The organism is Streptomyces odonnellii, from assembly GCF_000981895.1.
Taxonomy (GTDB): Bacteria; Actinomycetota; Actinomycetes; order Streptomycetales; family Streptomycetaceae; genus Streptomyces; species Streptomyces odonnellii.
Genome location: NZ_LATD01000231.1, coordinates 1 through 19,543 on the forward strand (window position 1 = coordinate 1; position 19,543 = coordinate 19,543).

Here is a 19,543-nt window from a genome sequence, read left to right on the forward strand (position 1 = left end):
CCCCGAAGCCCCTGAAGCCACCGGCATTCCGCGGCTCCCCGACGCCCCCGACATCACCGGGGCCGGGGCGCAGGACGTCCTCAAGGCCACCCGCGTCGGCTCCTGGGAGCTGTACGCGCCCACCGGGCGCCTCCATGTCGACGAGACCCTGCTCGATCTGTTCGGCTTCGACCCCGAGACCTATGACGGCCGGACCGAGACCTGGCTGAGCATCATCCACCCGGACGACCGGCCCTGGGTGGTCAACGAATGGAAGCAGGCGGTCAACACCTTCGGGTTGATCGACCTGGAGTACCGGGTGCGCCGCCCCGCCGACGGCACCCTGATGTGGGCCCATATCCGGGGCCGCGCGGAGCCGGGCACGGAAGACCGCCCGTACCGGATCGTGGGCACGGCCTGGGACAGCACCGAGACGGGTCTCAGCCGTGATGCCATCCGCCGCGCCCTGCGCCATATGAGTGACGGATTCCTCTCCCTCGACAGTTCCTGGCGGATCGCCTTCGTCAATGTGGAGGCGGAGGGGCTGCTGGGCTGCCCCTCCCGGCGGCTCGTCGGCAGCGTGCTGTGGGATCTGCCGGTGGTCCACCGGGTGCCGGGGCTGGAGGCCCGCTGCCGGGAGACCGCCGCCGGGACGACCGCGGTCGGCTTCGACGCCGAGTGGCCGGACACCGGGCGCTGGTTCCATATCCGGCTCGTCCCCCTCCCCGACGGCCTGGCCTGCTATTTCGCCGACATCACCGAGCGCAGGCAGCGTGAGGCGGACCGTGAGGCAGCCGAGCGCCAGGCCGCCGAACGGGCCGCCCGTATCCAGGAACTGACCGCCGATCTGGCCGAGGCCGTCACCACCCAGGATGTGACCGACGCCGTCGCCCGGCGGGTGCTGCCACCGTTCGGCGCCTCCGGTCTGGTCATCCAGGTCAATGAGAACGACCGGATGTGGGTCGTCGGGATGGTCGGCTACCCCGAGGCGTTCCGCGACGAGGTCAACGGTGTCTCCGCGTCACGCAGGGCGCCGGCCGCCGACCGGCTGCGTACCCGTACCCCCTGGTTCTGCGGCTCGGTGGAGGAGTACGCCGGCACCTACCCGGAGTACGCCGCGCGGCCCGAGGCGATCCACAAGGAGGCGTTCGCGTTCTTGCCGCTGATCGTGTCCGGGCGGGGCGTCGGGGTCTGTGTGATCGCCTTCGACCAGCCGCACGAGTTCACCGGCGAGGAGCGGACCCTGCTGATGGCGGTCAGCGGTCTGGTCTCGCACGCGCTGGAACGGGCCCGGCTGTACGACGCTGAGCACAGCCGGGCCCAGCAGCTCCAGCGCACCCTGCTCCCCCGGGCACTGCCCACCCTGCCCGCCGTCACCGCAGCCGCCCGCTATCTGCCGGCCGGGCAGGGCATGGATGTCGGCGGCGACTGGTACGACGTCATCCCCGTCTCGGGCTGCCGGGTCGTGCTCGTCATCGGCGATGTGATGGGGCACGGCCTGTCGGAGGCGGTCACCATGGGCCGCCTCCGTACCGCCGTACGGACCCTCACCGACCTCGAACTGCCGCCCGAGGAGATCCTCAACCACCTCAGCGAGCTGATCTCCGGTCTCGACGACGACTCCTTCGCCACCTGTCTCTACGCGGTGTACGACCCGACCAACGGCATCTGCACCTTCGCGCGGGCCGGCCATCCGCCGCCCGCCGTGGTGCATCCCGACGGCTCCGTCACCTTCCCCGAGTCGTCCCCGGACCCGCCGCTCGGGGTGGCCGAACCGCCGTACGAGACCGTGGAACTGCACGTCCCCGAGGACAGTCTGCTCGTCCTCTACACCGACGGCCTGATCGAATCGTCCTGCCGTGACATCGACACCGGCATGGACCGGCTCGCGCAGCTCCTGGCCGCCCACCACGACGGCGACCTCGACGATCTCTGCGACCGGCTCACCTCGGACCTGCTCCCCGCCGACCAGCAGAACGCCGACGACGCCGCGCTGCTCGTCGTGCGCTCCCACCGGCTGGCGCCCGACGACATCGCCACCTGGTCGCTGCCCGACGATCCCCAGTCCGCGGGCACCGCGCGGAAGTTCATCGGCGAGCAGCTCGCCGCCTGGCATCTCGACGAGTTGGTGACAACCACGGAACTGCTGGTGAGCGAGCTGATCGCCAATGTGGTCCGGCATGCCCGGGGGCCCGTACGGCTGCGGCTGCTGCACTGTACGACCCTGGTCTGCGAGGTCTACGACGGCAGCCCCACCACCCCGCGGATCCGCCGCGCCAGCGAGACCGACGAGGGCGGCCGCGGCCTCCAGATGGTCGCCGCGCTCTCCGAACACTGGGGCATCCGCTACACCGGCAGCGGAAAGTGCATCTGGACCGAACAGGCTCTGCACGTACCGGAGACCGCGGCCTCCAGCGCGTCCGGTTCCAGCCTCGACCAAGTGGCCTGACAAACCGGGCGAACGGAACCGGACACCCCGAACCCGGCACCCACCGGCACCCACCGGGCACCTCCTGGCACCCCCGGCACACTGAATCCGGTGACCCGAACCCTGAATCCGGTGGCCTGAACCCGGCCACCCGACGCCCGAATTGCGGGTATTCGCCAGGACTTGATGTCCGAGGTGCGTCGGTTCACGGAGAAGAGTGAGTGAATCCTGCGTTTCATGTGTGAAGAGGTACTCACACTGCCCCTACATTCTTTCGTACAGTAGCGCTCCACGCGCATATCTGGCGCAAAAGCACATCACCACGTGGGGTGGGGGCCGGGTTCGGTGTCGGGGTTTTTTGATGAAATATGGTCATGGATCGTCACAGCGGTGGGGGAGACTTCATGGCGTGAGGTGATGCCACTCGGCCTGGCCGGCGCCTTCGTCTGGGCACTGTGGCTCTACCGGGCGGTCCTCTCGCGGTTCGCCCGGCCGGTGGTGAACGAGTTCCGTACGACGGTGTCGGTCGTGGTCCCGGCCTACCGCGAGGATCCGGACATTCTCCTGGACTGTCTGAAGACCTGGCTGGACCAGGACCCCACCGAGATCATCATCGTCCCTGACGTCGAGGACACCGAAGTCCTCCGCAGGCTGGCGCTGGTGGAGGATCCGCGGGTGCGGGTGCTGGCGTTCGAGCACCGCGGCAAGCGGTCCGCGCTGGGAGTGGGGATACGGGCGGCGACCAGCGAACTCGTCGTACTCGTCGACTCGGACACGCGCTGGCAGCCGGGGCTCCTCGCGGCGGTCCAGATGCCGTTCGTGGACCCCGAGGTGGGCGGCGTCGGCACCCAGCAGAACGTCTATCTGCGCGGTACCAGCGTCTGGCGGCGGGTGGCCGACTGGCTGGTCAACCTCCGTTACTACGACTACGTTCCGGCCATGGGCCGCGCGGGCGCGGTGGCCTGTCTCTCCGGCCGTACGGCGGCGTACCGGCGCGCGGCGATCGAACCGGTGCTGGAGAACCTGGAGAACGAGTTCTTCCTCGGCCGCCGGTGTGTCGCCGGGGACGACGGGCGGCTGACCTGGCTGGTGCTGGCGTCCGGATACCGGACCGTGCACCAGTCCTCCGCACGGGCGCTGTCGATGTTCCCGGCCTCGCTCTCGGCATTCGTGAAGCAGCGGGTGCGCTGGAGCCGCAACTCGTACCGCTGCTATCTGACCGCGCTGTACAAGGGCTGGCTCTGGCGGGTGCCCATGGTCACCAAGATCACTGTGCTGCAGATCCTGCTGACGCCGGTGACGATGGGGATGGCGCTGGGCTATCTGCTGTTCAGCAGGCTGGAGTTGAACGGGCGCGGGGTGGTGCTCGTGCTGATCTGGCTCATCGCGGGACGCGGTATCCGCGGCTACTCGCATCTGCGCAGATACCCACAGGATCTGTTCCTGCTGCCGCTCCTGGCGCTGGTGGTCATCATGATCTCGCTGCCGATCAAGCTGTACGCGTTCGTCACCATGAACAAGCAGGGGTGGCTGACCCGTACGAGCGACAGCGTGGGCGGCGAGGGGCAGGACTCGGCGTCGCTCATCAACTCCGGGCGGTCGGGCGCGATTCCGGCGCACGCGGGCGCTGCCGCCGGTGCTACCGCCGGCGCGGGCCCTGTCGCTGGGCGCCCTGTCCACACCGATTCGGCTTCTCCGGCAGAGGCGGTCCAGCGATGACTCACCCGTACACGCCGTCCGCCGCGCGGAGACCGCGACGGCTCCGTACCGCCGTGCGCCTCGCGGCCGTACTCCCCGTGGCCATGGCCCTGTTCCTCGGCTCCCCCGCGCCCGCTTCGGCCGATGGCTCGGACGGGCAGGACGACCGACCGGTCACCACCGCCGAGGACGCGGAGAACGAGACCGCGCTGGTCGCCGAGGAGGACCACCGGCTGGACCAGGTCCGCGCGGTGGCCGCCGTCGCCCCGCTGAAGGGCGAGAAGTGGACCCGCCCGTACCGGCTGGACACCGGCGGTGGCTACACCCTGGTGTTCACCCCGCGCACCCAGCCGTACGGCGTCTCCGACCTGCTCAAACTCGCCCCGCAGACCTTTGTGCGCAGCAAGCGCGACGGCTCGTACCTGCTGACCGAGAACATCTATCTGCTCGCCGGGGCGAAGCTGAAGCTGTCCAGTCCGGGCGGGCTGAACCTGCGGCTGGCGAGCAACACCAGGGGCTTCGTCTCGATCGTCTCGTTCGGCGGCCGGCTCACCCTGGAGGGCACTCCGCAGGCACCGATGAAGATCAGTAGCTGGGACCCCGCCACCAACAAGCCCGATACGGATGTACGGGACGGGCGGGCCTATGTGCGTGCCATCGGCGGCCAGTTCTCGATGGACCACGCCCAGGTCTCGGATCTGGGGTTCTGGAGCGGCCGTACGGGCGGCCTCAGCCTCACCGGCACCGACCGGCCCGACACCGGCAACATCAAGTACACCGACGGCGACCAGGACCTCAACCGGCGGGAGCTGGCGGCGGCCGACGACAAGGCCGAGCGCGAATCCGAGCAGACGCCCCACGCGGGCGGTGTGATCGCCCAGCCCGCGGGTGAACTGGCGGCTCCGGACAGCCGGTTCTCGGTGCCCGATCTCTCCTACGTCTCCGCGGAGATCAAGAACTCCACCATCACGGGCAATCTGTACGGGCTGTTCCTCTCCGGCGCCACCGGGGCCAACATCATCCGCACCAAGGTGATCAACAGCCTTGAGGACGGGTTGGTGCTGCACCGCGGTGTCACCAATGTGGTCGTGGACCGCACGGTTTCGCAGGGGAACGGCGGCGACGGCTTCGTCCTGTCGCGCGCCACCCAGCAGGTGCGGGTCACCGGTTCGAAGGCGCTGTCCAACGGCGGCAACGGCTTCACGCTCAGCGGCCGGCCGCTGGCCAACGGCCCCTCCGCCTCCGGCGAGTCCACCAGCAGCTACGGCTCCAACTCGGTGTCCGACAGCACCGCGAGGGACAACGGCCGGTACGGCATCGAGGTCTTCGGCGGGGTGAACGTCGGCGTCCAGAACAACGAGGTCGACGGCGGCGACATGGGCATCGTGGCCCGCGAGGACGCCACCAAGGTCGCCATCACCGGCAATCACCTCACCGGCCAGACACGCCAGGGCATCTCGGTGCGCGACGGGGTGTCGGCGGCCACGGTCACCGGCAACATCATCGAGGGCACCGAGACCGGTGTGTACATCCGCGACTCGCAGGCGGAGGTACGGGGCAACACCGTCCAGGACGCCACCAACCACGGCATCTCACTGGTGGGCGGGATCGACAAGTCGACCGTCTCGTACAACGTCGTCGCCGGGGTCGGCCCGAGCGCGGTGGACACGAGCCGGGCGCACGGCGGGGTCACACTCAAGGAGAACCAGACCTTCGCGTGGCACGACACCAGCGCCTTCTGGGTCAAGTTCAAGCACTACGCCAGTCCGATGACACTGCTCTGGGTGTCCATCCTGGTGCTGATCCTGGTGTCGGCGGTGCTGGGCGCGCGCCGGAGCAATGGGCGGGACGGGCGGCCGAGGGTCCATCCATACGCCGACAAGATGCCGCTGCCCAGCGCGCCGGCCACCGAGGTGCGGGCCGCGGGTGCGGATGCGGGTACGGGCGCGGGCGCGGGCCTGGACGGTACGGGGACCAGGCCGAGGGGCCGGCACAGGATCCCGGCGATGACGGGCGGTCCCGGGCCGACGTAGACCTACCTGCTTACCGGTCCGGGCCCCTGGAGCCTGGAGGCCAACGCCTGGAGCCTGGCCCTTTGAGCCTGGAGCCTGGAGGCGACCCAGTGGCCCGGACCCGGACCTGTACCCGAGACCCTGACCCCGACAACACATTCCCGCGAAGCCGGAGTTACCGCCGATGTCATCCACGCCACCTCCGCCCGATCTGCCCGAGGCGCCCCGCAGGGCCGGGCTGCCCAGCGGGCCGGCCCTCTGGCTGTCCGGGGGCGCGTTCCTGATCGCCCTCGCCGCGCTCGTCGTGGCCATCGCCGGGAGCGGCGACAGTTCGGAACCGGAGGTGACCGCGGGCGCCACCACGGCCGGGCCCAAGGCCACCTGGTCCGTACGGCCCGGGACCCTGCCCGACGACCCCGCCGAGCCGGACCCGGTGGTGACCGAAGGGGCGAGCACCGGTTCCCCCTCGCCCGCGCCCTCCGGCCAGGTCCAGTGCCCGCCGGCCTCGGTCACGGCCTTCGACGCGCCCTCGCTGGAGGAGGCCCTCGCTCAGGCGGGGCCCGGCGACAGCATCCGGCTGGCGGACGGCACGTACACCGGCCGTTTCACCGCCAAGACCCCCGGCACCGCCGAGAACCCGGTCTTCCTGTGCGGCGGGCCCGGCGCGGTCGTCGACGGCGGCGGCACGGACGGCGGGTACGCGCTGCACCTCGACGGCGCGTCGTACTGGCGGCTGGTCGGCTTCACCGTACGGAACGGCCAGAAGGGCGTGATGGCGGACCGGGTACGGGGAGCCGTCATCCAGGGCCTGACCGTCGAGCGGATCGGCGACGAGGCCATCCATCTGCGGAACTTCAGCTCCGACAACATGGTCCGGGACAACACCATCCGGACCACGGGGCTGCGCAAGGAGAAGTTCGGCGAGGGCGTCTACATCGGCTCCGCCGAGTCCAACTGGTGCACCGTCAGCCAGTGCAAGCCGGACGCGAGCGACCGCAACGCGGTGGTCGGCAACCGCATCAGCGAGACCACCGCCGAGGCCGTCGACATCAAGGAGGGCACCACCGGCGGCCGGGTCATCGGCAACTCCTTCGACGGCTCGAAGCTCGACGGCTCCCACAACGACTCCTGGGTCGATGTGAAGGGCAACGGCTGGCTGATCCAGGGCAACACCGGCCGCCACTCCCCCGAGGACGGCTTCCAGACCCACGAGATCCTCAAGGGCTGGGGCAGCGGGAACACCTTCAAGGGCAATACGGCGCAGGTGGACGGGCCCGGCTGGGGCTTCCATCTCACCTCGGACGGCAATGAGGTGGCCTGCGACAACAAGGTGACCGGGGCGGCCAAGGGGCTCGCGAACGCGGCCTGCACGTCCTGACCGCTCGTGCCACCCGATCGGCTGCCCCGTCGCGCCGCCCGGCCGACTGACTGACCGCTCGCGCCGCGCGGGCGGGGTGCCGGCCGGGCCCCGCCCGGCAGTGCCCTCTCGTACCACCCGCTCACCCCAGTCCCCGCCTTCTCCGCCTTTCTCCGCCTTCTCCGTTTTCTCAGCTTTTCTCGATTTTTCTCGGTTCTTCTCCGCCTTCTCAGTTCTCTCCGCTCAGGCGCCCGACCGCTCGCGCGCCATCCGTACGCCCCTGGAGGCCGGCATGACCACTCCCGCTCCCCGCATCACCGTCATCGGCACCGGCTATCTCGGGGCCACGCACGCCATCTGCATGGCCGTCCTCGGCTTCGAGGTCCTGGGCGTGGACGTGGACCCGGCCAAGGTCGAGCGGCTGCGCTCGGGCGAGGTGCCCTTCTTCGAGCCCGGGCTGCCGGAACTGCTCGCCAAGGCCCTGGACTCCGGCCGGCTGCGCTTCACCACGAGCCCGGAGGAGGCCGGGGAGTTCGGGGACATCCACTTCATCTGTGTGGGGACGCCGCAGCAGCGGGACTCGTACGCCGCGGACATGACGTACGTCGACAGCGCGGTCGGCGCGCTCGCCCCGCATCTGCGCAGACGCGCGCTGGTGGTCGGCAAGTCGACCGTGCCGGTGGGGACCGCGGCCCGGCTGACCGAACTGGTGCAGCGGACCGCCCCGGCCGGTACGGAGGTCGAACTGGCCTGGAACCCGGAGTTCCTGCGCGAGGGCTTCGCGGTGGAGGACACCCTGCGGCCCGACCGGCTGGTGTTCGGCACGGCCTCGGAGTGGGCCGAGGAGCAGCTACGGGCCGCCTTCGCACCGGTCATCGCGCAGGGCACCCCGGTGGTGGTCACCGATCTGCCGACCGCCGAACTGGTCAAGGTCGCGGCCAACTCGTTCCTCGCCACGAAGATCTCGTACATCAACGCGATGGCGGAGGTCTGCGAGGCGACCGGCGCCGATGTGACGGGTCTGGCCACGGCCCTCGCGTACGACGACCGGATCGGCGGCCGGTTCCTCAAGCCGGGTCTCGGCTTCGGCGGCGGGTGCCTGCCCAAGGACATCCGCGCGTTCAGCCACCGGGCCGAGGAGCTGGGCGTGGGGCAGGCCGTCGCCTTCCTGCGCGAGGTGGACGGCATCAACCAGCGCCGCCGCGCCCGTACGGTCGATCTCGTCCGCGAACTGACGGGCGGCGAGCTGGCCGGGGTGCGGGTGACCGCGCTGGGCGCGGCGTTCAAGCCCGACTCCGACGACATACGCGACGCCCCGGCGCTGGATGTCGCCAGGACCCTGCACCGGGCGGGCGCTCAGGTCACGGTCGTGGACCCGGCGGCCACCGGGAACGCCCGCCGCGCCTTCCCGGAGCTGGCGTACTCGACGGACGCGATACCCGCCGCGACCGGCGCCGATGTGGTGCTGCTGCTGACCGAGTGGTCCCAGTTCCGCGAGATCGACCCGTATGCGATGGGCTCGGTGGTCGCTCGGCGCCGGATCGTCGACGGGCGGCATGCCCTGGACCCGGTCCAGTGGCGGGCGGCGGGGTGGGAGTACCGGGCGCTGGGCCGCCCCTGATCCCCGGACCGCCCCTGACCTCAGCGGGCATACACCGCGCGCGGCACAGCAGCCCGCCTCCGCCAGGCCCTAACCGGCCCGGCGGAGGCGGGTTTCTTCATGCGGCCTCATGCCACCTCGTGCCGGCTCATGCCGCCGACCGGTCCGGCCACGTCGGCCGAGCAGCAGGCGTGCGAGAACCGTTGACAAAACGGTGACACGACTGCAACCTGTGACTCGCAAAAAGATGGTTATACAGCTCAATTTTTTGCACTGCTGATGAAACTTCGCAGCATGGGCCCACGGCCGGCCCGTCCCGCGGGCTGTCCGCTCTCGTCGATCTTCTCGTTCCGAACGTTCCGATCGTTCCGACAGGACAACAGAGGACACCATGAAACGGAAACAGCTCCGCTGGCGGCTGATCATCGGCGCGGTTCTCGCCGGTCTGATCGCCGTCGGGCTCCTGCCCGTCTCCGCCTCGGCGGCCGCCGGCCCCAATCTGGCGCTGGGGAAGACGGCCACGGCGAGCGGCTCGGAGGGGAACCACCCCGCCGCCAATGTCACCGACGGCAGCCAGCCCTCGTACTGGGAGGGACCGGCCAACTCGTTCCCGCAGTGGATCAGGGTCGATCTGGGCAGCAGCGCACAGGTCGACCAGGTGGTGCTGAAACTGCCGGCCTCGTGGGAGGCCCGTACCCAGGCCCTGAGCGTCCAGGGCAGCACCGACGGGGTCAACTTCAGCACCCTGTCCGCCTCGCAGGGGCGGTCCTTCGCCCCGGCTTCGGGCAACACCGTGACCGTCGACTTCCCGGTCGCGTCCGTCCGTTACGTACGGGTGAACATCACCGGCAACACGACGTGGCCCGCGGCGCAGGTCTCCGAGTTCGAGATCTACGGTCCCGACAACGGCGGCGGCGAGGGCGGCGAGGGCGGTGAGGGCGGCGAGGGCGGCGAAGATCCCCAGGGCACCAACCTGGCGGTCGGCAAGCCGATCGAGGCCTCTTCCTCGGTCTTCACCTTTGTCGCGCGCAACGCCAACGACGGCAACGCGGGCACCTACTGGGAGTCCGCGGGTCACCCGTCGAACCTGACGGTGAAGCTCGGCGCCAACGCCGACATCACCGGCGTGGTGCTCAAGCTCAACCCCGACCCGATCTGGGGGACCCGGACCCAGAGCATCCAGGTCCTGGGCCGCGACCAGGCCGCGACCGGATTCACCTCGCTGGCCGCCCGTGCCAACTACACCTTCAACCCGGCCACGAACCAGAACTCGGTCACCATCCCGGTCACCGGACGCGCCGCCGACGTACAGCTCCAGATCTTCAGCAACACCGGCGCGAGCGGCGGACAGGTCGCCGAACTCCAGGTCATCGGAGCCCCGGCGCCCAACCCGGACCTGACCGTCACCGGGCTGTCGTGGACCCCCGCCGCCCCGACCGAGAGCGACACGGTCACGGTCAACGCGACCGTACGGAACGCCGGAACGGCCGCCTCCGGGGCGACCACCGTCAATGTCAGCCTGGGCGGAACGGTCGCGGGCAGCGCCGCGGTCGGCGGGCTCGCTGCGGGCGCCTCGGCCACCGTCCCGGTGAGCGTCGGGAAGCGGCCGATGGGCAGCTACCGGGTCTCGGCGCTGGTCGACCCGACCGACACGGTCGTCGAGCAGGACAACGACAACAACAGCTTCACCGCGACGCCCGAGCTGGTGGTCGCGCAGAGCCCCGGACCCGACCTCCAGGTCCTCGGCGTCGAGACCAATCCGCAGAACCCGGCCGTCGGAGCGGCGGTCCGCTTCACCGTGGCGGTGAAGAACCGCGGAACCACCAGTTCCGGTGCCACCACGGTCACCCGGGTGGTGGTGGGCGGCACCACGCTCAACACCGACACCCCGGCGATCGCGGCGGGCGCCACGGTCAATGTCAGCGTCAACGGCACCTGGACCGCCATCAACGGCGGCGCCACGATCGTCGCCACCGCCGACGCGACCAACACCGTCGCCGAGACCAACGAGACCAACAACGCGTTCTCGCACTCGATCGTGGTCGGGCGCGGGGCGGCGGTCCCGTATGTCGAGTACGAGGCCGAGGCCGCGCGCTACCAGGGCACCCTGCTGGAGACCGACCCGCTGCGTACCTTCGGGCACACCAACTTCGCCACCGAGTCCTCGGGGCGCAAGTCGGTACGGCTCAACTCCACCGGCCAGTTCGTCGAGTTCACCTCGACCAACCCGTCGAACTCGATCGTGGTGCGCAACTCCATCCCGGACGCGCCGAACGGCGGCGGCGCCGAGGCCACCATCAGCCTCTACATCAACGACACCTTCTCCAGGAAGCTCACCCTCTCCTCGAAGTACAGCTGGCTGTACGGCAACACCGACGGCCCCGAGGCGCTGACCAACACGCCCCAGGCCGACGCGCGGCGCCTCTTCGACGAGTCGCACGCCCTGCTGCCGACGACCTACCCGGCCGGCACCAAATTCCGCCTCCAGCGCGACGCCGCCGACTCGGCCGCCTTCTACATCATCGACCTGATCGATCTTGAGCAGGTCGCTCCCCCGGCGGCCAAGCCCGCCGAGTGCACCTCCATCACCGCGTACGGCGCTGTCCCCGACGACGGCATCGACGACACGGCGGCCATCCAGCGGGCGGTGACGGCCGACCAGGAAGGCGCCATCGCGTGCGTCTGGATCCCGGCGGGGCAGTGGCGGCAGGAGAAGAAGATCCTGACGGACGACCCGCTGGACCGGGGCCAGTACAACCAGGTGGGCATCCGCGATGTCACGATCCGGGGCGCCGGAATGTGGCACTCCCAGCTCTATACCCTCACCGAGCCGCACCAGGCCGTCGGCAGCATCAACCACCCGCACGAGGGCAACTTCGGTTTCGACATTGACGACAACACCCAGATATCCGACATCGCCATCTTCGGCTCCGGCACGATCCGCGGCGGCCCGGGCGGCGCGGAGGGCGGAGTCGGCCTGAACGGGCGGTTCGGCAAGAACACCAAGATCTCCAATGTCTGGCTGGAACACGCCAATGTGGGTGTCTGGGTCGGCCGTGACTACGACAACATCCCCGACCTCTGGGGGCCGGGCGACGGGCTTCAGTTCAGCGGTATGCGTATCCGCAACACGTATGCCGACGGCATCAACTTCACCAATGGCACCAGCAATTCGCGGGTGTTCAACTCGTCCTTCCGCAATACGGGCGACGACTCGCTGGCGGTCTGGGCCAACCGGTATGTGAAGAACCCGTCGGTGGACATCGCGCACGACAACCAGTTCCTCAACAACACCATCCAACTGCCCTGGCGGGCCAATGGTGTCGCGATCTACGGCGGCTACGGCAACAAGATCGAGAACAATCTGATCTACGACACCATGAACTACCCGGGCATCATGCTGGCGACGGACCACGACCCGCTGCCCTTCTCCGGCCAGACCCTGATCGCCAACAACGCCCTGCACCGCACAGGCGGCGCGTTCTGGAACGAGGACCAGGAATTCGGCGCGATCACGCTGTTCCCGCAGGCCAGGGACATCCCCGGAGTCACGATCCGGGACACCGACATCATTGACTCGACGTACGACGGAATCCAGTTCAAGACCGGCGGCGGCAATATGCCGAACGTCGCGATCACGAACGTACGGATCGACAAGTCGAACAACGGAGCCGGAATCCTGGCGATGAGCGGCGCGCGGGGCAACGCGACGCTGACGAATGTCACGATCACGAATTCGGCGGACGGCAACGTGGTGACGCAGCCGGGATCGAGCTTCGTGATCACGGGCGCCGCGTCCACGGCGTCCGGGGCCAAGGCCCAGCGCCCGGCCCAGGCGGCCCGCTCCCGCACCCGGGACTGACCTCCTGCCCACGAGTGGCCGGCCACCCCACCCCGGCCGGCCACTCCACCCCGGCTCGGCCGGTGCACCACCGCCGACCGCTCCACCTGGCCAGGCCCTGACCAGCCGGACAGGACCTGCCGCTCCACCCGGGCCGTCCGGTGCAACCGTCCCACCCGCACAGACCGCTCTCCCCACCGCGCCTTCCCAGCCCCGGGCCCGGTGGGGAGAGCTTTGCGCGTGCCGCGCCACCGGCTCCCGGCCCTGCCCCGCGCCGATACGCCGCGCTTACGAACGCGTGAGCGCCTGGCCGATCGCCCGGCCGGTTTCACGGGCCGTGAGGTACGGGCGTACGTCGTGGGCCTTGGCCCCGTTGTGCACGGGGACATCGCTGACCCGCCCGCCGAACGACGGGGCGAGCTGCTTCACCAGCGCGACGGCGTCGCCCTTGTCGGCGACGTTCGTCCACGCCTTCACGGGTACCGGCCAGCGGGCCAGCCCGTCGGCGGGTAGCGGGCTGAGCCGGTCGAATACGACCTTGCGCACCCCCAGCGGGGATCCGAGCGTCACCAGCGTGAGGTCGCGCCAGCCGGGATGGGCACAGAGCGCCTCGTACGCGATCACTGAGCCCAGCGAGTGCGCGACGATCACCTCGGTACGGTCCGTCACCTGCCGGGCGAGCCGGTCCTGGACGGCGGCCCGTACCTCGGGCTCGGTGAAATAGCGTCGCACCTGCCGCGCGCTGGAGATCATCAAGTGTTCGCTGAGACCGGCGAAGAAGGACGAGTGGCTCAGCGCGTCAAGGGCCCGCTGGACGAGGTACGGCGTTCGCACACGGGCGATCACTTCAGGACCGGCCACCTGAGTCTCGTACGCGGACGCCGACTCCCACCACTGAAGCAGCAGCTCCTGTTCCAGCCCTTCCTGAACATCGGACGCGTCCATCCGGGGCAGCCCGAGGGCACGGTGGCCGGACGGGCGGAACAGATCACCGTAGAAGGCCATGCCGACCTCCTGCCGGGTCAGCCGTACCTCCTCAGCCAGCGCCAGGCCGTCGCACAGCGCGGGATACCAGTCGGCAAGGAGCGTGTCCGCTCCTTTCAGTTCCTGCGCGATGCCATGGACAAGGACGACACGGGTCACTCGGCACTCAACTCCTTGGTCCGGCCCGCGGCATTGACACGGAGGGCGACGACGCCCATGTCCGTCGCGACACAGACACGTCCTTCGTCGTCGAGCGCGATGTCACTGATTCCGCTGCCGATGTCGAGTGCGAGATTCCAGCGCGGGGACCGGGTGTCCCAGAGCCTCATCTGTCCGTACCGGTCACCGGCGACCAGAATGGGGCTGCCGCCGATGTGCGCGAAGCGGATCGCGGTGACGGAGGACGGGAACGTCTCAAGTTCCACACCGGTGTCCCCGCAGTCGGCCAGGTCCCAGAAGCGCAGACGTCCGTTCTCGGTGCCGGAAACGATGATGTCACGGTCCAGGCGGGCGAACTCGAGTGCGCGCACTCCCCTCTCATGACCGGGGAGCGGCTCACCCCAGGGTGCTCCGGTGCGCAGATCCCACAGCCGTACCGTTCCGTCCATGGACGCACTCGCCGCGAGTTCCACATCCTCGAAGGTCCATGTCCGCACGGTTGTCACAAATGCCGTATGTCCGGTCATCGTCTTGCAGACGGGGATCTGCGTGTCCAGGTCCCAGGCGTGGAGCTCGTAGTCGCTCCCCACCGACACCACCACATTCCTGCCGTCCATCGTGTGAACGCAGGGATTCGACGAGGAGCCCGGGCGGGTGGCGATCCGCTTTCTGTCCTCCAGGCTCCACACTTCCGTCCCCGGCCCGCTACGCACCAGAACGTTTCCCCCGCCTGTCGGCGCCGTCGTCATCCCGAGGCCGAAGTAGGCCATCGCGCTGATCGGACTGGCCACCTGGTGGCCGTTGTTCAGATCGTGGGTACGGATCACACCGTCGTAGTCCTCGACGGCGACGACGGCACGGCCGGCGGCGGTCCTGAGAATGCTGACCGACTCCGTTCTCCAGTCCACACCGCACAGGGGCTCGCCCATGGGGCGTGCGGACACCAGATCCCAGATGCGTACCACTCGCCGGTGCGCGATTACCGCCACGGGAACTCCGTCGACCTGGCCGAACACCGGCGCAGCGTAAGTGGACTGATTGTCCCCTTCCAGCGGGGGCCCGAGGACCGAGGCGGTTGTGAGATCCCAGAGACACACGGTGTTGTCGTATGACTTAGTGGCCAAGACCGCCCTTCCGCCCACCCGGCCGAGGGCAGATGACAGGACCAACTCGGTGTGGCCGTGGAACGGCCCCGCGACTGTGGACATGTTTGTCACATCCAGCACATACACGTCGTTGCCCTCAAGGGAACACAGGACCACCGGACGATCGCCGTGGAATGCCACGCTCACAGCCCTGGCTGACGGTGTGTAGTCCTCCAGCGAGAGATGCACGGCCCTCCCGGAACCGGCTGCCTTCCGGACATAGCAATGGCCCGACGAGGTGACGAGCAGGATGTCGAGGTTCGCTCCCGTCCGCCTCACGGCAAGGCGCCGTACTCCGCCGATGTGCCCTGCGATCGGTGGGCCGATCTGCGCCCCGGAGCCGATGCCCCAGATCCGGACCGTGCCGTCCTCGCTGCCACTGACCACGACCGGCTCACCGTCCAGCTCGCTGATCGCCACGCATGTCACCACGTTCGTGTGCCCCGTGAGGACCCCCAGCGCCCTTCCCGAGAACGGTTCCCACAGGCGGACGGTGGTGTCGGCACCGCCCGTCGCCGCGATCACCCGGCTGCCGCTCGTATGGAGCGCGACGGCCTGGACCGCGCCGGAGTGGCCTTCCATGGGAGGTCCCGCCTGATGGCGAGTACGGAGATCCCAGAACCGGGCGGTACCGTCCTCCGCTCCTGTGATCAGCATTGGACGGCCCCGGACATCGCAGAACGCCATCTCGACCACCTCTCGGATATGCCCCTCCTCCGGCTGTTCCGTGGTGAGATCCCAGATACGGGCCGTGCGGTCCCCGCTGACCGTGACTGCCAGCGAAGCATCCGCCCGGTCGACGAGCGCGGCAGCCGTGATGCCCTCCACATGGCCGCGCAGCGGCTGTCCGATCTGCTGAAGGCTGTCCAGGTCCCACAGCCGGACGTCCTCGGCGCCGCAGGTCAGTGCGACAGCCCGGCTCCTGAACCGGCCTGTGACCACCGAATAGACTCCACTGGCCGTATAGGAATTGTGAGCCACGACGGGTTCGCCGAGCTGCCGCCGGTCCCGCAGGTCCCAACAGCTCAGCAGACCGGTCGAGTCACCGACGAGCGCCACCGTCCGGTCGCCGCGCCGCGCCACACTCACCGCGGTGACCGCGCCCGCCGATCCGAGCAGCGGGCTGCCGTCGACACACGCGTCTTCCCCGTCGAGCAGCCCGCTCAAGTCCCATACGTACACGGCCTGGTCGTCACCACCGGTGATCGCGACGGGACGTCCGTCCAGCTCTCCCAGATCCGCGTCGTTGACCGTACGCCGGTGCGCGCTGAGCGCCTTTCCGAGCTGTTTCCGGCCGACGAGGTCCCAGATACGGGCCGTGCCGTCCGCGCTCGCCGTCAGCACCACCGGATGGTTGCCGAGGGTGCCGACAACGATGCTCTCGACACGGTTGGTGTGGCCGATGAACGGCCGGCCGTACTCCTGACCGGCGGAGAGGTCCCAGATCCTGACGCTGCCGTCCTCGCCGCCGGTGAGGACGACCGTATAGTCGCCGAGGTCGCCGATGGCGATGGCGCTCACCGCGACGCCCACCGACAACGCCTCGCCGATCTTCCGCTGCGAGACGAGGTCCCACACCAGCGCCGTTCCGTCGAGACTGCCGGTCACCGCGACAGGACGGCCGTCCAGCTCGCCGACCGCCGTGCACTGGATCGACTTGGTGTGGCCGCTGAGCAGCCGGTGCACTCCGCTGGTGGACCACCAGGCCCAGCTCGCCGACCAGGGCATGGCGACCCCGAGTTCACCGATGCGATCGGCCAGTTGGTCCGCCTCGCACCGCCGTGCGGACAGTTGCAGATCGGCGGCCCGTTCCCCGAGCGGGCGGTCGGCCGTGAGCCGGTGTGCGACCTGCTCGTACGCGCCACGGATACGACGTGCCTCCGCGCCCTCGACCGACGCGAAGGCCCGTAGCAGCGCCAGCGGCTCGCACGCGAGCAGGAATCCGGGGTCCTCCATCAGCCCGGAGAGCATCTCGGCCGCGGCGGCGTGCGTGGCCAGATGCTGGCGCACATACGGCGCTGCCGCGAACCAGTCGGGGCGGCCGCCCGCGGATACCGGTACGAGCGAGACGAGAGCTTCGACGACTGAGCGCTGGATCTCCGCCGAGGGACGGTCCGCGGTCGCGCGCAGGTGCTCGGCGAGCGCCTTGTGGTAGAGCCGGTAGGCCGACCGCTGGTCGTCGTCGATGACTTCGGCGATGTACGCCTCGGCCACATCGAGCGCCCAGGAGACGTCCGCCTCCGTACAGGGAACACCCGAGATCACCGAACTCAGCTCTGTCCAGACCCGGCCGCGGGGCAGGCCCTTGCCTTCGGAGAAGGCCAGGGCGAGCAGCATGCGGCGGACCCTGGGCTCGTCCGTACCGAAGCGTTCGAGGTAGTCGTCGAAGGCGCCGCCGATTTCGCTCGGTAACTTCTCCGCCCAGCCGGGGCTGCGCACATCGACCGGCACGAGGTCCGAACGCAGGGTGCGCGCGGTGGTCCTGGCGTAGAGATAGACGCCCGCGGCCTTGGCCGCGACTCCACGGGCGACCGTGCGGGCCAGATCGGGCAGTCCGCGGTAGGGGGTGCGTATCTCGGGCTCCTCGGCCGCGAGCAGCACCCGGGCGACGTATCCCGCCACATCGTCGTCGCCCGCGCGATACTTGGGCTGGTCGAGGTCCATGCGGCTGAAGGTGGGACCGAGGGGGCCGACGAGTTCGTGGCGGGTCCCCACGAGAAGCCGTACGCCCTGGATCTCCGACATGGGGCGCAGCAGCTCACGGCTGATACGGCGCGGCTCGCCGTGGCCCCCCGCGTCCGCCGCGGTGTCCGAGCCCGCCTCGTCGACGGCGTCCACGACGATCACCAGCGGCGGTCCTTGGCGGCTGCGCCGTGTCAGTTCCTGGAGCAGCGCGGCTGCGCCGTCCGCTGGTACGCCAAGAGCGGAGCCGATCCGCTCCACCACCTCTTCGAGCCGCTTGTGCCGCGCGTGTACGGCAGCAGCCACACATCCCTCAGGCACGACGGTCGCCGGATCGACACCGGAGAGGTCGAGCCTCGACCGGTAGCGGCTGTCCGACAGAGCCACGATCCTGCCGAGGACGGCCGACTTCCCACAGCCCGGACTCCCGGTGACGATGCGGCCTCTCCCGTCGCCGTCCTCCGCCGTCAGCCAGTCGACCAGCTCGGTGAGTACGGTGACCCGTCCGCTGAAGTACAGGCCCTGCTCGGATTCGAATTCCACGCCGCGCGAGCGCGGTCCGAAATGCTCGGTGAGATCCCTCTCGGCGACCCGGCGCTGGATTTCGAGATCGGTGCCGATCGGGGGCAGTTCGGGGTGGTAGCCGACGTTGCGCAGGAAGGGCGCCAGTCCCGTCACCAGGCCGCTGGCGAGTTCGGCGCGCTGCCCCCGGCCGTCGGCCTCGAAGCGCTCGTTGACCGCCTTCACCAGTTCGGTGAGGTCGAGATACTGCTGGCGCTGCCCAGTGCGTTCCGTCGTTGTCGTCACCGCCTCACCGAGCGCGGTCACGAACCCGCCGTCCTCGGCGATGTCCTTGCGGCGGGCGGAGGCCAGAAACCACAGTCCGGTGGAAGCCTCGCCGCCGGGGCTGCGATACGCGAGCCGCTGGAGGGCGACCACGGCCGCCTCCGCGCTGCCCGCGCCGCCCGCACAGGTGTCGAGGATCAGCAGCAAGTGCCTCAGGTCCCCCTTGCCCAGAATGCGGACCAGGTCCTCGGTGGCCAGGGCTGTGGCGGCGAGGTCGTCGGGGGTCGAGTCCCAGCAGAAGAGATAGTGCCGGTCGTGCGCTTCCACGGCGCCGTGACCGGCGAAGTACAGGACAACCACGTCATCACCGGTGAGGGCGGTATCCGCCGACCAGTGCCGCAGCTTCTGCCGGATCTGGTCGGCTCCGTCGTACTCACCGAGCCCGGGGAGCACCGGCTGGTACCCGAAGGCGGTGAACAGCTCCGTCATCACGCCCATGTCGGCGGGCACGGAGCCCAGTTGCTCGCCCTCGGGAAGGTGACAGTACCGGCCACTCCCCAACGCGATGAAGAATCGCCGTCCCAAAGATCCGCCCCACCCTGCGTATCAGCGTCTGCAGAGACTGTAGCGACAATCGCTCACCGCACTCGGCAAATGGTGAAACCGGACGCCATACGAGGACCGGACCGGAGTCCGGAGGGCCTCAGGCCCGGCACCGCTCAAGATCGTTCTCGGCTGGAACTCCCTTATAACAAGGGCCCATTGACAGGGTCTTGGGGGGTGATCGATTATCGCGGAGCATGTGGTTCCGGGAGTGTCGCGGTGCCTCGTGCCGCAGTCGTTCCGTGCGTTCGGGGCGGCTGGTGTCTGGT

The 19,543-nt window shown here is 69.5% G+C and carries 8 protein-coding genes; 6 read left to right on the top strand and 2 right to left on the bottom strand.

Annotated elements, in window-relative coordinates:
* The 6 genes from WH07_RS21570 to WH07_RS21595 all read left to right on the top strand — a co-directional run.
* A partial coding sequence (locus WH07_RS21570) for a SpoIIE family protein phosphatase (RefSeq protein WP_046502524.1) occupies window positions 1–2,428 on the top strand: 2,428 nt, incomplete at its 5' end.
* Between the two features lie 369 nt (window positions 2,429–2,797).
* Complete coding sequence (locus WH07_RS21575) at window positions 2,798–4,126, top strand: glycosyltransferase family 2 protein (RefSeq protein ID WP_232789001.1); 1,329 nt, start codon at window positions 2,798–2,800, stop codon at window positions 4,124–4,126.
* Window positions 4,123–6,138, top strand: coding sequence for a right-handed parallel beta-helix repeat-containing protein (locus WH07_RS21580; RefSeq protein ID WP_079023424.1), 2,016 nt, complete (start codon window positions 4,123–4,125; stop codon window positions 6,136–6,138). The genes WH07_RS21575 and WH07_RS21580 overlap by 4 nt, the downstream gene beginning before the upstream one ends.
* Before the next feature lie 163 nt (window positions 6,139–6,301).
* Entirely contained in the window at window positions 6,302–7,495 is a 1,194-nt protein-coding gene (locus tag WH07_RS21585) for a right-handed parallel beta-helix repeat-containing protein (RefSeq protein ID WP_046502526.1), read from the top strand.
* Window positions 7,496–7,766: 271 nt separating this feature from the next.
* The gene (locus WH07_RS21590; RefSeq protein WP_046502529.1) at window positions 7,767–9,095 is read left to right on the top strand and encodes a UDP-glucose dehydrogenase family protein; all 1,329 of its coding nucleotides are present in this window, start codon (window positions 7,767–7,769) and stop codon (window positions 9,093–9,095) included.
* A 370-nt stretch (window positions 9,096–9,465) separates the two neighbouring features.
* Complete coding sequence (locus WH07_RS21595; RefSeq protein WP_046502533.1) at window positions 9,466–12,936, top strand: CARDB domain-containing protein; 3,471 nt, start codon at window positions 9,466–9,468, stop codon at window positions 12,934–12,936.
* 267 nt (window positions 12,937–13,203) lie between these two features.
* Here the strand turns inward: WH07_RS21595 and WH07_RS21600 are convergent, their stop codons facing one another.
* Window positions 13,204–14,058: a hypothetical protein gene (locus tag WH07_RS21600; protein ID WP_046502535.1), complete on the bottom strand. Its 855-nt coding sequence runs from the start codon at window positions 14,056–14,058 to the stop codon at window positions 13,204–13,206.
* Window positions 14,055–19,181: a caspase family protein gene (locus tag WH07_RS21605; protein ID WP_232789002.1), complete on the bottom strand. Its 5,127-nt coding sequence runs from the start codon at window positions 19,179–19,181 to the stop codon at window positions 14,055–14,057. The genes WH07_RS21600 and WH07_RS21605 overlap by 4 nt, the downstream gene beginning before the upstream one ends.
* Between the last annotated feature and the right edge of the window lie 362 nt (window positions 19,182–19,543).